We start from the raw sequence: 12,882 nt of genomic DNA, 5'->3' as shown, positions 1-12,882 counted from the left end.
AGTCGCCGCGAGACCATGCCGACACGCGCACGTCCGATCCGCCTGCCGCTCCGCGCCGCCCTCGTGGCGCTGGGCCTCCTCGCGCCGCTGCCCGGCCTCGCCGCGCCCGAGCGTCCGGCCGTCGATCGCCAGATGCCCGAGGGTCCGGCCGCCGAGCGCGCACCCGCCGACCGGCCCGCGGTGGCGATCGGCGCCGAGATCTCGGCGGTCCCGGAGGGCACCCGCCTGACCGTGGTGCTGTCCCGGCCGGTCGAGGCCCGGGCCTTCGTGATGGAACGGCCCGACCGGGCGATCGTCGACCTGCCGGAGGTCAACTTCCAGCTGCCTTCCGAGGCGGGCCGCAAGCGCGACGGCCTCGTCGCCTCCTACCGCTACGGCCTGTTCGCCCCCGGGCGCTCGCGCATCGTCATCGACCTCGCCCAGGCCGCGACCGTGGCGCGGGTCGCGACCACGACCCGGCCGCGGGACGGGGCGACGCTGCTCACCATCGATCTCGCCCGCAGCGACCGCGAGGCGTTCCGGCGCGCCGCCCAGCCGGCCGCGCCCGCCCGCGCCGAGGGCCCGGCGACCCGCGATCCGGTCGATTCGCGGCCCCTCGTCATCGTCGATGCCGGCCATGGCGGCATCGATCCGGGCGCCATCGCGGGCAACGGCGTCTACGAGAAGGACATCGTGTTCGGGGTCGCCCAGGGGCTGGTCCAGCGCCTCGAGGCCGGCGGCCGCATCCGGGTCCAGATGACCCGCGACCGCGACGTGTTCGTGCCGCTCGCCGAGCGGGTGCGCATCGCCCGCGACGCCCGCGCCGACCTGTTCGTGTCGATCCACGCCGATTCGATCTCGGCCGCCCCGCAGGTGCGCGGCGCCACGATCTACACCGGCTCCGAGAAGGCGACCGACGCCGAATCGGCGCGGCTGGCCGACCGCGAGAACAAGGCCGACGCCGCCGCCGGCGCCGACCAGGGCGAGGGACCGGGCGACGTCGCGACGATCCTGCAGGAGCTCACCCTGCGCGAGACCCGCGGATTCTCGGCACGGTTCGCGCAAGGGTTGCTCACCAACCTCTCCGGCGTGATGGAGATGAGCGTGAAGCCTCACCGCGAGGCGGGGTTCCGGGTGCTGCGCTCGCCCGACGTGCCCTCGGTGCTGGTCGAACTCGGCTACCTGTCGAGCAAGCGCGACCTCGATCTGCTGCTCTCCGACGAGTGGCGCACCAGGGTCACGGCGCAGATGGCCGGGGCGATCGAGCGGTTCTTCGCCGGCCGCCTCCCGCCCGCCGGCCAGGCGATGACCGCGCTCAACGGCGACGGCTTGCGCCTCGGCCGGGCCGCCGAGCACGCACCCGCCCCAGTTTCACCATAGATCCCGTGTCGATAGGGCTCCGTCGGCCCCTCGCTGTCCTGGCTTTCGCGCCCGTCCTCCGCTAATCGCGGGAGCGGCTGCGCGTCGTCATGGCGGGTAGCGTTCCGGTGGGGAGCCGCGCCGAGGCGTGGCCGTCCGCTGCGGGCCTCGGGCTTTCGATCGGCCAGAGGGCCGCCGCGGCATCATCGACGGATCGGGTTTCGATGCGCTTCATCCTCCGCTTCTTCGGCTTCCTGTTCAGCATCGCAGCGATGCTCTTCGTCGTCGGCGCGGCCGCGGGCGGCTACTTCTACTGGAAGTACTCGCGCGACCTGCCGGACCACGCCGCGCTCGCCAATTACGAGCCGCCGGTGATGACCCGCGTCCACGCGGCCGACGGCAGCCTGCTCGCCGAGTATGCCCGCGAGCGCCGGCTCTACCTGCCGATCCAGGCGATGCCGAAGATCGTCGTCGCGGCCTTCCTGTCGGCCGAGGACAAGAACTTCTACAAGCACGGCGGCATCGACCCCGAGGGCATCGTCCGGGCGATCGTCACCAACGCGTCCAGCGGCAAGAAGCAGGGCGCCTCGACCATCACCCAGCAGGTCGCCAAGAACTTCCTGCTCTCCTCCGAGCAGACCCTCGACCGCAAGGTCCGCGAGGCGCTGATCGCGCTGCGCATCGAATCGACCTACTCGAAGGACAAGATCCTCGAGCTCTACCTCAACGAGATCTTCCTCGGCACGATCGTGCCGGGCCGCAACCTGCACGGCATCGCGGCCGCCGCCCTCGACTATTTCGGCAAGTCGGTGCACGAGCTGACGATCCACGAGGCGGCCTATCTCGCGGCGCTGCCCAAGGGCCCGAACAACTACCATCCCTACCGCCGCACCCAGCAGGCGCTGGCGCGCCGCAACGAGATCATCGGCCTGATGGCCCAGAACGGGTACATCACCAAGGAGGAGGCCGAGTCCGAGCGCAAGCAGCCGCTCGGCGTCAACCCGCGCACCGTCTCGCCCAACACCGCCAACGCGAACTACTTCGCCGAGGAGGTCCGCCGCGAGATCTCCGAGCGCTACGGCGAGAAGAAGCTCTACGAGGGCGGCCTGTCGGTGCGCACCACCCTCGACCCGAAGATGCAGGCGATGGCCCGCAAGGCGCTGGTCGACGGCCTCGTCCGCTACGACCAGGCCCGCGGCTGGCGCGGCCCGAAGAGCCGCGTCGAGCTCGCCGGCCGCGACTGGGGCATGGCGGTGGCCGAGGTCCCGGCGCTCGGCGACGTGCAGCCCTGGCGCCTGGCCGTGGTGCTCGACACGTCGGGCGGCCGCGCCACGATCGGCCTGCAGCCCAAGCGCGAGAGCTCCGGCCAGGTCTCGAAGGACCGCGAGACCGGGATCATCTCGGCCGAGGGCGTGCGCTGGACCGGCCGCAGCGTCGCGGCGGCGCTCAATTCCGGCGACGTCGTCTATGTCGAGCGCATGGAGGGGGCCGGCAACACCTACCGCCTGCGCCAGATCCCGGAGGTCTCCGGCGCGATCGTGGCGATGGACCCGTACACGGGCCGCGTCCACGCGATGGTCGGCGGCTTCTCCTACGACGAGAGCGAGTTCAACCGCGCCACCCAGGCGATGCGCCAGCCCGGCTCGTCGTTCAAGCCGATCGTCTACTCGGCGGCCCTCGACAACGGCTACACCCCGTCCTCGATGGTCCTCGACACGCCGATCACCATCGAGGCGGGCCCCGGCCAGGAGGCCTGGACCCCGACGAACTACGGCGGCAAGGCCGGCGGCGGCCCCCACACCCTGCGCTACGGCATCGAGCACTCGAAGAACCTGATGACGGTGCGGCTCGCTAAGGACGTCGGCATGCCGCTGATCGCCGAGTACGCCCGCCGCTTCGGCGTCTACGACGACATGCTGCCCGTCCTGCCGATGTCGCTTGGTGCCGGCGAGACCACCGTGATGCGGATGGTCACCGCCTACTCGATGCTCGACAACGGCGGCCGGCGCATCCGCCCGACGCTGATCGACCGGATCCAGGACCGCAACGGCGAGACCATCTACCGCCACGACACCCGCAAGTGCATCGGCTGCGACGCTGACAAGTGGTCGGGCCAGGACGAGCCGAAGCTGGTCGACGAGTCCGAGCAGGTGCTCGACCCGCTCACCGCCTACCAGATCGTCTCGATCATGGAGGGCGTGGTCCAGCGCGGCACCGCCACGATCCTGAAGGAGATCGGCAAGCCGCTCGCCGGCAAGACCGGCACCACCAACGACTCCAAGGACGCCTGGTTCGTCGGCTTCTCGCCGGATCTCGCGGTCGGCATCTATATCGGCTACGACAAGCCCCGCTCGCTCGGCGACAGCGCCACCGGCGGCGGGCTCGCCGCCCCGATCGCCCGCGACTTCCTGAAGGCCGCCCTCAAGGACAAGCCGCCGACGCCGTTCCGCGTGCCCCCGGGCATCAAGCTGATCCGCGTCAACGCCGCCAGCGGCACCCGCGCCGGCGGCTCGGAGGGGGGGCTGCTCGAAGCCTTCAAGCCCGGCACCGCCCCGCCCGACAGCTACTCGGCCCCGGCAAGCGCCCAGCCGGCGGCGCCGGCGGCGGTGCCCGCGGACGCGGACCGGGCGGCCCAGGCGGGCGGGCTGTACTGACGGCGACAGGGAGGGCGGGGCGCCGGCGGGTGCCTCGCCCTTCGCGTAAGAGCGCTTCGGCACGTCGCGACGAGCCCTGTCCGGGAAAGAAGAGGTGCGGGATTCCTCCTCTCCCCGCCCGCGGGGAGAGGGGAAAACCCGCGCTGTTCTTTTCCTCGGACCGCCCAGTATCCCTCTGTGAGGCTCGCTGATGACCGAACAGATCTCGGACTTCGATCCCGCTGCCTCGCTGAGTTCGACCGAGGCCATCGCAGTGTTCCTGTCCGATGCCTTCGAGGCCGGAGCCGCATCCCACGTGGCGTCGGCTCTCCGCGTGGCGGTTCGTGCCGTGCACCAGAACCGAACCGTCGAAGCGGCCAGCCTGCCGCTCTGCGACCTCGACCTCGACGATCTGCCTCTCGCGACTGCGCTCTCGGTGACGAAAGCTCTCGGCTTGCGTCTCACCGTTGATCTCGCCGATCCGGCTCCAGACAAGCCGCGCCGCATCCCGATCGCCGAGCTTCTCGTCGGTGCCGACCACCTGCCCGAGATCAACCCGGATATCGCCGGCGCGCTCGACGGGCCTCCGGTCGGCCGAGAGCTCGGCTGACGCGATCCCCTCCCGCCGTTTACACCCGCGCCCCCCGGCGCTATCACCCAGCACCCCAACCTCACGCGAGTGAACCCACACCAGATGCGCGCCGAGATCGAGCAACTCTCGGATGCCGCCAAGCAGTCGATCGGACTGCTGAGGAGGCATCTTTGACTGGGATACCGTTGACAAGCGCCTCGCGGAGCTGAACGCCCGCTCCGAGGACCCCTCGCTCTGGAACGATCCGGAGGAGGCCCAGAAGGTGATGCGCGAGCGCACGCAGCTCGATGACGCCGCGACCGCGATCCGCCGCCTCGAGCAGGGGCTGGAGGACGGCGCCACGCTGATCGAGCTCGGCGAGATGGAGGGCGATGCCGCCACCATCCGCGAGGGCGAGGAGCAGATCCGCGCCGTGCAGGTCGAGGCGGCCCGCCGCCAGATCGAGACCCTGCTCTCCGGCGAGGCCGACGGCAACGACACCTACGTCGAGGTCCATGCCGGCGCCGGCGGCACCGAGAGCCAGGACTGGGCCAACATGCTCCAGCGCATGTATTCCCGCTGGGCCGAGCGCCGGAAGTACAAGGTCGAGATCGTCGAGTGGTCCGACGGCGAGGAGGCCGGGATCAAGGGCGCCACGCTCCTGATCAAGGGCCACAACGCCTATGGCTGGCTGAAGACCGAATCGGGCGTCCACCGCCTGGTGCGGATCTCGCCCTACGATTCCAACGCCCGGCGGCACACCAGCTTCGCCAGCGTCTGGGTCTACCCGGTCATCGACGACCGGATCACGATCGAGATCAAGGAATCGGACTGCCGGATCGACACCTACCGGTCGTCGGGCGCGGGCGGCCAGCACGTCAACACCACCGACTCGGCGGTGCGCATCACCCACAACCCGACCGGGATCGTGGTGGCGTGCCAGCAGGAGCGCTCGCAGCACAAGAACCGGGCCACCGCCTGGAACATGTTGCGCGCCCGCCTCTACGAGCTCGAGCTGAAGAAGCGCGAGGAGAAGGCCAACGCCGAGGCCGCCTCGAAGACCGATATCGGCTGGGGCCACCAGATCCGCTCCTACGTGCTCCAGCCCTACCAGCTGGTGAAGGACCTGCGCACCGGCGCCCAGTCGACCAGCCCCGACGACGTCCTCGACGGCGACATCGACGACCTGATCGAGGCCTCGCTCGCCCACCGGGTCTACGGCGGCGCCGAGGCGGTCGCGGATATCGACTGAGGACCCGCACGTCTCTCAAGACTGAGATCAGGGCGCGGCGCTTCGCCCGGACCGGGGGAGGGGCCGCGCCCTTTTCATGGTCCGGTGCCGGGCCTGTTACGGCTTGACCGCGCCGCGCCCCCGGTTGTCAGATGCCCGCCGGGCAGGCGGGATGACGCGCATGGCGAAAGAGATCTTCGTGTCCTACGGCGTCGACGTCGACGCGGTGGCGGGCTGGCTCGGATCGTATGGCGGCGAGGACAGCCCCTGCGACATCTCCCGCGGGGTCTTTGCCGGCAGGGTCGGGTCGCCCCGGCTCCTGCGGATGTTCGCGCGCTGGGGCATCCAGACGACCTGGTTCATCCCCGGCCACTCGATCGAGACGTTTCCCGAGGAGATGAAGGCCGTGGCGGCGGCGGGCCACGAGATCGGGATGCACGGCTACAGCCACGAGAACCCGATCGCGATGACCCCCGAGCAGGAGGAGGCGATCTTCGACAAGTGCGTCGGGCTGATCAGCGACCTCGCCGGCAAGCCGCCCCGCGGCTACGTCGCCCCGTGGTGGGAGTTCGGCCCCAAGACCAACGAGCTCCTGCAGAAGAAGGGCATCCGCTACGACCACTCGCTGATGCACAACGACCACCACCCCTACTACGTGCGGGTGGACGAGAAATGGACCAAGATCGATTATTCGCAGCATCCCTCGACCTGGATGCGCCCGTTCGAGCACGGCACCGAGACCCGGCTGATCGAGATCCCGGCCTCCTGGACCCTCGACGACCTGCCGCCGATGATGTTCGTCAAGGCGGCGCCCAACAGCCACGGCTTCGTCAACCCGCGCGACATCGAACAGATGTGGCGCGACCAGTTCGACTGGGTCTACGCCAACTACGACTACGCCGTCTTCCCGATCACCATCCACCCGGACGTCTCGGGCAAGCCGCACGTGCTGCAGATGCACGAGCGGCTGTTCCAGCACTTCAAGGCCCATGACGGCGTGCGCTTCGTGACGATGGAGACGATCGCAGAGGACTTTGCGAAGCGCTTCCCGTTCGAGGGCAAGGCGCGGCCGGAATCCTGATTCGATGTGCGGCCTGTGCGGCGCCTTCGGGGCGCCCGATCACTGGAGCGACGGGGTGGCCCGCCCGGGCCCGGCCCAGGCCGGGCGGCGAGCCCGGGCGGAGGCCGCCAACCGCGTGCTCGGCCTCTACGGCCTGCGCCTCGCGGCCTGGGCCGATCGCTACACGCTGTCGGGCCGCACCGGGCGGACAGCGATGGTCGACCATCTCGGCGCCCTGTGGCCGGCCGCCGAACGCCTCGCCGGGCATCCCTGCGATCCCCTCGATCCCGCGATCATCGCCGCCCTGGAGGCGCGGTGACCCGCGCCCCAGCGACACCCGTCACCCTGCTCACCGGCTTCCTCGGCGCCGGCAAGACCGCGCTCCTCGCCCGCCTGCTGCGCTGGCCGGACCTGCGCGACACCGCGGTCCTGATCAACGAGTTCGGCGAGGTCGGCCTCGACCACCTCCTGGTCGAGCCGCTCGAGGGCGAGGTGGCGCTCCTGCGCGGCGGCTGCGTCTGCTGCAGCATCCGCGGCGACCTGAAGGCGGCGCTCGTCGACCTGCACGATCGGCGCCGGTGCGGCCTGGTGCCGCCCTTCCGCCGGGTGGTGATCGAGACGACGGGCCTCGCCGATCCGGGCCCGGCCGTCGCCACCCTGGTGGCCGACCCGGTCCTGCGCCACGCCTTCACGACCGCCGCCATCGTCACGGTGGTGGACGCGGTGAACGGCGCCCGCACCCTCGACACGCACGAGGAGGCGGTGCGGCAGGCGGCCTGCGCCGACCGGCTGGTTCTGTCGAAGACCGACCTCGCCCCGCCCGCGGTCGTCGCCGCCCTCAGGGCGCGGCTCGCCGCCCTCAACCCGCCCGCACCGGTCACCGACCTCACCCTCGACGACGCGCCGGAAGCGGCCCTCCTCACCGACGACCCGACCGGGACCGCGAGCGCCCGGCGCTGGCTCTGCGCCGAGATCCCGTCGCAACCCCACGGCGCGGCCGGGGCGGTGACGATCGAGAGCGGGCCGGTGGACTGGACCCGGTTCGGCCTCTGGCTCGGCATGCTGCTCAACCGTCACGGCTCCCGCATCCTGCGGCTCAAGGGGCTGGTGGCGGTCGAGGGCGTCGCGACGCCGGTGGTGATCCAGGGCGTGCAGCACCTCGTCCATCCGCCCCGGCACCTGGCCGAATGGCCCGAGGGCGGGGCCCGCACCCGCCTGGTGCTGATCGGACACGACCTCGACGGCGCCCTGCTGCGCCGCTCCTACGCCGCCTTTACCGGCGCGCAGCCTCCCGCCGCCTCGCCGGGCGTCCCGGAGGCGCACGCCGCCGCCGCGCCGGCGGCAGCCGATCGTTAACCCTGCGGGTCCTACACCTCCGCTCTGTCCGGCCGTCGGGAGGGTGAGGCGTGAACGCACTGGTGCCGAAGGAACTCGCCGCGAAGCTGAGCGCCCTGCCGCGCCGCCCCTGCGCGCTGGGCGAGGCCGGGCACGAGCCGCACAAGCCGGTCTTCGCCGAGATCCTCGACCGGTCCGGCCACGGCACCGGCCACTTCGTCCGCCTGCCCCAGAGCATGGTGGAGATGATCACCCGCGAGGCCAAGGCGCCCGAGCCGGTGCAGGATCTGGAGAAGGAGCCGGCAAGGGAGCCGGCGCGCGAGCCGGAGGCCGCCGCACCGGCGGCAAAGCCCCGCCGCAAGCCCGCCGCCAAGCGAGCGCCCGCCACGCGCGCGCCCGCCAAGGCGGAGTGACCGGGACCGGGCTTGCGCCGGTGCGTCCCCGCCCGCGGCCCCCCGCATCGGTGCGGGGTTGCAAACTTGCCGGTCCTCAGCCCTGCTCCGGGACGGTATGACGCCTCTCAACGCGCGTCACGCGCGAGGGGAGGACGGCCGGTGCGGACCATCGAACGGGAGCCGGACATCGCTGCCGCGCGGCCGGGGAGGGCGGGGTTCCACCCGGTCCTGATCGGCCTCGGGCTGATGCTGGTGGCCTTCAACCTGCGGCCCGCCCTGTCGAGCATCGGCCCGCTCCTGCCGGGCATCCGCGCCGAGACCGGCCTCTCGGGTGCGCTCGCCGGGGCCCTCGTCACCGTGCCGGTCCTGTGCCTCGGGGTGTTCGGCCGTCTCGCGCCCGTGCTGGTGCGGCGCGTCGGGCCGGATGCCGGCGTGCTGGCCGCGCTCCTCGTCCTGGCGCTCGGCCTCGGCGTGCGCGGCCTCGGCGGCCTGCCGTCGCTCTTCCTCGGCTCGGTGATCGCCGCGGCGGCGATCGGGATCGTCGGCGTCATCCTGCCGGGCATCGTCAAGCGCGACTTTCCCGACCGGGCCGGCCTGATGACCGGGCTCTACACCGCGCTGCTCTGCCTCGGCGCCGCTGCCGGGGCGGGCTTCACCGTGCCGGCGCGCCATGCCCTCGGCCTCGGTTGGGAGGGGGCCCTGATGCTGTGGGCCGCCCCCGCCCTCGTCGCCGCGGCGGCCTGGCTGCCCTTCGCGCGCGGCCGCGACAAACCCGCCGGGGCGGCGGCGCGGCCGAGCGGGGCGCTGTGGCGCGATCCCCTGGCCTGGCAGGTCACCGCCTTCATGGGCCTGCAATCCTCGCTCGCCTACATCGTGTTCGGCTGGCTGCCCGCGGCCCTGGTCGACCGGGGCCTCGACATCGTGGCAGCCGGCCTCGTCGCCTCGGTCTCGGCACTGGCGCAAGGCGTGCTCGCCCTCGTGGTGCCGACGCTGGCGGCGCGCCGGCCCGACCAGCGGCCCTGGGTGGTGCTGGTCGTCAGCCTGCCGCTCGTCGGCTTCGTCGGGCTGCTGGTCGGCCCGCTGGTGCTGGCCTGGGGCTTCGCGCTGCTGCTCGGCCTCGGCCTCGGCGGCTGCTTCGGCCTCGCCCTCACGCTGATCGTGCTGCGGGCCGGCGATCCCCGGGCCGCCGCCGAACTCTCCGCCATGGCGCAGGGCGTCGGCTATTGCGGGGCGGCGCTCGGCCCGTTCCTGGTCGGCATCGCCCACGACTGGAGCGGTGGCTGGGGCCTGCCGGCGGCGCTCTACGCCGTCGTGTGCCTTTCGGCCGGGAGCTTCGGCCTGCTGGCCGCCCGCAACCGGACGGTGCGGATCTGAAGGAAGCGGGCGGCCTCAGCCGCCCGCCAGCGCCCGCGTCAGGGCGCTCGCCGGATCGGCCAGGTCCTCGACGACGCCGAGGTGGTGGCGCCCCGGGATCTCGAACGCCTCGGTCCGCGCCCCGAGCCCGTGCCAGATCGTCGGCAGCAGCAGGTTCTGGCGCAGGAATTCGGGCAGTTCGTCGCCTCCCGCCACCGCGATCAGGTGCGCGCCGGGGCGCGGCTCGCGGAGCGCCGGGCTCTCGGCCCGGGCCTCCCCGGGATCGAGGCGCAGGGTCTCGTTCATGGCCGTGGCGAGGAGCGGGCGCAGGTCGTGGACGCCGCTGATCGACACCACCCGGTCGATCCGCCCGGCGCAGGCGAGAGCGATGTCGGTGCAGAGCATCCGGCTGACGAGGTGCCCGCCGGCGGAATGCCCGGCGAGGCGGATCGGACCCGCCACCTCGGCGCTCGCCCGGTCGAGGAAGGCGGCGATCTCGGCGGTGATGGCGCCGATGCGGGCCTCGGGGCAGAGCGTGTAGCTCGGCACCGCGACGGCGAGCCCGTGGGCGAGCGGCCCGGCGGCGAGGTGGGACCAGACCGAGCGGTCGAAGGCCTTCCAGTAGCCGCCATGGACGAACACCGCGAGGCCGGCGGGCGTACCCTCAGGCATGAAGAGGTCGTAGGCCTGGCGCGGGCCCGCCCCGTAGGGCAGGCCGAGCCGGGCGCGCCCTTGCGCGACGAGACCTTCCCGGAACGCCGCAGCCGCCGCGATCCAGCGTGGCGGATAGGTCTTGGCGTCCGGGATGGCGCCGAGATTGTCGTAGGCGCGGTCGATGTCGCCGAGCGTCCCACCGGTCGTCCAGGAGACCGGCTGCATCACGCGGCGTCCGGCACGATCGCGGTCGCCTCGATCTCGACGAGCGCCCCCGGCTCGACGAGGTCGGCGACGCCGACGAGCGCCATGGCGGGGAAGTGGCGGCCCATCACCCGGCGATAGACCGGCCCGAGCTCGGGCAGGGAGGCCCGATAGGTGTCGACGCTGCGCACGTACCAGGTGAGCCGCGCGACGTGCTCCGGCCCGCCCCCGGCCTCGGCCAGGACGGCGAGGATGTTGCGCAGGATCTGCTCGACCTGGGGGAGGAAGCCCTCGGCCAGGACCTCGTTCTCGTCCCAGCCGATCAGCCCGCCGGTCATCACCACGGTGCCGCGCCCGGCCATGCCGTTGGCGTAGCCCTTCGGCTTCTTCCAGCCCGGCGGCTGGAGGGTGGTGAGCGCGGGCGCCTCCGTCGCGGGGCGGAGCGGGATCGGGCTGGCGGTCATGCGGTCTCTCCCTGGACGATCGCCGCCTCCGCCTCAGCCTGCCGACGCAGGGCGAAGCGTTGCAGCTTGCCGGATTCGGTCTTGGGCAGGGCGGGCACGTAGTGCACCGCCCGCGGATACTTGTAGGGCGCGAGGTCGGTCTTCACGTGCTCCTGCAGCGCCTTGGTCAGGGCCTCGGTCCCGTCGAAGCCGGGGTTGAGCACCACATAGGCGGCGACGATGCGGCCGCGCTCGGGGCAGGGCGCGGCGACGACGCCGACCTCCGCCACCGCCGGATGGGCGAGCAGGCTCGCCTCCACCTCGGGGCCGGCGATGTTGTAGCCGGCCGAGACGATCATGTCGTCGTTGCGGGCCTGGAACCAGAAATAGCCGTCGGCGTCCTGCAGGTAGGTGTCGCCGGTGACGTTCCAGCCGTCCTGCACGTAGACGACTTGGCGCTCGTCCGCGAGGTAGCGGCAGCCGATCGGCCCGCGCACCGCGAGCCGCCCCGGCACTCCGGGCGGGCACGGCTTGCCGTCCGCATCGATCACCCTGGCCTCGTAGCCCGGCACCGGCCGCCCCGTCGCGCCGGGGCGGATCTCGTCCTCCGGCGAGGCGATGAAGATGTGCAGCATCTCGGTCGCGCCGATGCCGTCCATCAGCTTGATCCCGGTCGCCTTCAGCCAGGCATGCCAGGTCGGCGCCGGCAGGGTCTCGCCGGCCGAGACGCATTTTCGCAAGCTCGACAGGTCGTGCTGGCCGATCAGGCCGAGCATCGCCCGGTAGGCGGTGGGCGCGGTGAACAGCACCGTCGCGCGGTAGCGCGCGATGGCCGCCGCGAGGTCGGCCGGGCCCGCCTTCTCGAGCAGCACCGCCCGGGCGCCGACCCGGAAGGGAAACAGCACCAGCCCGCCGAGGCCGAAGGTGAAGGCGAGCGGCGGCGAGCCGATGAACACGTCGTCTTCCGTCGCCCGCAGCACCTCGCGGCCGTAGGCGTCGCAGATCACCAGGAGGTCGCGGTGGTAGTGGATCGTCGCCTTCGGCAGGCCGGTGGTGCCTGAGGTGAAGCCGAGCAGGCATGGATCGTCGGCCCGGGTGAGGGGCGCCTCGAACCGGTCGGAGGCGTCGCGGAGGAGGTCGCCGAGCTCGCCCCCGGCGGTGCCGCGCCAGGTGACGACCCGCACCGGTTCGGCGCGCCCGTCCACGGCCTTCGCCATCTCGTCGATCAGGCCGGCATCGCAGAGCGCGAGCGGGATCCGGGCCTTGTCGAGGATCTGGGTCAGTTCACGCGCGCGCAGGAGCGGCATCGTCGCGACCACGATCCCGCCCGCCTTGATGATCGCGAGGTAGAGCGCGACCTTGGTCGGGTTGTTGGCCGAGCGCAGCAGCACCCGCCCGCCCGGGACGAGGCCGAGCCGGTCGACCAGCACGTTCGCCATCCGGTCGATCCGGCGCGCCAGCTCGGCATAGGTCCAGGTCACGTCCGGCCCGACGAGGGCCACCCGGTCGCCGCGCCCCTCTGCGACGTGCCGGTCCACCAGCTCGACCGTGGCGTTCAGGTGCTCGGGATAGCCGAGCCGGTCGAGGTTGACGAAGTCCGGCATCCGGTCCGGCGGGGGCAGGTTGTCCCGCACGAAGGTGTCCGGGCGCCGGGCCCACGGGCTG

12 protein-coding genes are annotated in these 12,882 nt (G+C 72.4%); 9 read left to right on the top strand and 3 right to left on the bottom strand.

The features are described 5' to 3' along the window. The first annotated feature begins 132 nt into the window (after positions 1 to 132). The 9 genes from BMX97_RS17645 to BMX97_RS17605 all read left to right on the top strand — a co-directional run bounded on the left by BMX97_RS17645 (position 133) and on the right by BMX97_RS17605 (position 9,937). Positions 133 to 1,359: an N-acetylmuramoyl-L-alanine amidase gene (locus BMX97_RS17645; RefSeq protein ID WP_244538499.1), complete on the top strand. Its 1,227-nt coding sequence runs from the start codon at positions 133 to 135 to the stop codon at positions 1,357 to 1,359. A gap of 203 nt (positions 1,360 to 1,562) precedes the next feature. Continuing rightward, entirely contained in the window at positions 1,563 to 3,992 is a 2,430-nt protein-coding gene (locus BMX97_RS17640) for a penicillin-binding protein 1A (protein WP_091752655.1), read from the top strand. A 190-nt stretch (positions 3,993 to 4,182) separates the two neighbouring features. Further along, the gene (locus tag BMX97_RS17635; protein WP_091752654.1) at positions 4,183 to 4,581 is read left to right on the top strand and encodes a helix-turn-helix domain-containing protein; all 399 of its coding nucleotides are present in this window, start codon (positions 4,183 to 4,185) and stop codon (positions 4,579 to 4,581) included. 84 nt (positions 4,582 to 4,665) lie between these two features. Beyond that, positions 4,666 to 5,794 (top strand): peptide chain release factor 2 gene (gene prfB, locus BMX97_RS17630; RefSeq protein ID WP_143074643.1). Its coding sequence is split into 2 segments (ribosomal slippage): positions 4,666 to 4,734 and positions 4,736 to 5,794, totalling 1,128 coding nucleotides; the frame shifts between segments, so codons are not numbered across the junction. A gap of 160 nt (positions 5,795 to 5,954) precedes the next feature. Next, on the top strand, positions 5,955 to 6,854 hold the full coding sequence (locus tag BMX97_RS17625; protein ID WP_091752652.1) for a polysaccharide deacetylase family protein: 900 nt from the start codon (positions 5,955 to 5,957) through the stop codon (positions 6,852 to 6,854). Positions 6,855 to 6,858: 4 nt separating this feature from the next. Continuing rightward, positions 6,859 to 7,152 carry a hypothetical protein gene (locus BMX97_RS17620; protein WP_091752651.1) on the top strand — a complete coding sequence of 98 codons (294 nt, stop codon included), beginning with the start codon at positions 6,859 to 6,861 and terminating at the stop codon, positions 7,150 to 7,152. Beyond that, positions 7,149 to 8,189, top strand: a complete 1,041-nt coding sequence (locus tag BMX97_RS17615) for a CobW family GTP-binding protein (RefSeq protein ID WP_091752650.1) — start codon at positions 7,149 to 7,151, stop codon at positions 8,187 to 8,189. The genes BMX97_RS17620 and BMX97_RS17615 overlap by 4 nt, the downstream gene beginning before the upstream one ends. A gap of 50 nt (positions 8,190 to 8,239) precedes the next feature. Next, positions 8,240 to 8,581 (top strand): hypothetical protein, encoded by a 342-nt coding sequence (locus tag BMX97_RS17610; protein ID WP_091752649.1) that lies wholly within the window; start codon positions 8,240 to 8,242, stop codon positions 8,579 to 8,581. Positions 8,582 to 8,722: 141 nt separating this feature from the next. Continuing rightward, positions 8,723 to 9,937, top strand: coding sequence for an MFS transporter (locus tag BMX97_RS17605; protein ID WP_244538487.1), 1,215 nt, complete (start codon positions 8,723 to 8,725; stop codon positions 9,935 to 9,937). 15 nt (positions 9,938 to 9,952) lie between these two features. Here the strand turns inward: BMX97_RS17605 and BMX97_RS17600 are convergent, their stop codons facing one another. The 3 genes from BMX97_RS17600 to BMX97_RS17590 are packed head-to-tail and all read right to left on the bottom strand — an operon-like array spanning position 9,953 to position 12,821. Beyond that, positions 9,953 to 10,795 (bottom strand): alpha/beta hydrolase, encoded by an 843-nt coding sequence (locus tag BMX97_RS17600; protein ID WP_143074642.1) that lies wholly within the window; start codon positions 10,793 to 10,795, stop codon positions 9,953 to 9,955. Next, positions 10,795 to 11,238 carry a RidA family protein gene (locus BMX97_RS17595; RefSeq protein WP_091752648.1) on the bottom strand — a complete coding sequence of 148 codons (444 nt, stop codon included), beginning with the start codon at positions 11,236 to 11,238 and terminating at the stop codon, positions 10,795 to 10,797. Before BMX97_RS17595 ends, BMX97_RS17600 begins: the two co-directional genes overlap by 1 nt. After that, a complete protein-coding gene (locus tag BMX97_RS17590) occupies positions 11,235 to 12,821 on the bottom strand; it encodes an AMP-binding protein (RefSeq protein WP_244538498.1) in 1,587 nt (528 codons plus the stop codon). The genes BMX97_RS17595 and BMX97_RS17590 overlap by 4 nt, the downstream gene beginning before the upstream one ends. Positions 12,822 to 12,882 lie beyond the last annotated feature (61 nt).

It is taken from the genome of Methylobacterium sp. ap11, assembly GCF_900110515.1.
Taxonomy (GTDB): Bacteria; Pseudomonadota; Alphaproteobacteria; order Rhizobiales; family Beijerinckiaceae; genus Methylobacterium; species Methylobacterium ajmalii.
This window is presented reverse-complemented; position numbering and strand designations above follow the sequence as displayed.

What these genes read in the sequence shown, in the direction of transcription:
- BMX97_RS17635 (WP_091752654.1), top strand. Translation starts at nt 4,183, where the DNA reads ATGACCGAACAGATCTCGGACTTCGATCCCGCTGCCTCGCTGAGTTCG.
- BMX97_RS17590 (WP_244538498.1), bottom strand. Translation starts at nt 12,821, where the DNA reads ATGCCGGACTTCGTCAACCTCGACCGGCTCGGCTATCCCGAGCACCTG.
- BMX97_RS17625 (WP_091752652.1), top strand. Translation starts at nt 5,955, where the DNA reads ATGGCGAAAGAGATCTTCGTGTCCTACGGCGTCGACGTCGACGCGGTG.
- BMX97_RS17640 (WP_091752655.1), top strand. Translation starts at nt 1,563, where the DNA reads ATGCGCTTCATCCTCCGCTTCTTCGGCTTCCTGTTCAGCATCGCAGCG.
- BMX97_RS17645 (WP_244538499.1), top strand. Translation starts at nt 133, where the DNA reads ATGCCCGAGGGTCCGGCCGCCGAGCGCGCACCCGCCGACCGGCCCGCG.
- BMX97_RS17600 (WP_143074642.1), bottom strand. Translation starts at nt 10,795, where the DNA reads ATGCAGCCGGTCTCCTGGACGACCGGTGGGACGCTCGGCGACATCGAC.
- BMX97_RS17595 (WP_091752648.1), bottom strand. Translation starts at nt 11,238, where the DNA reads ATGACCGCCAGCCCGATCCCGCTCCGCCCCGCGACGGAGGCGCCCGCG.
- BMX97_RS17620 (WP_091752651.1), top strand. Translation starts at nt 6,859, where the DNA reads ATGTGCGGCCTGTGCGGCGCCTTCGGGGCGCCCGATCACTGGAGCGAC.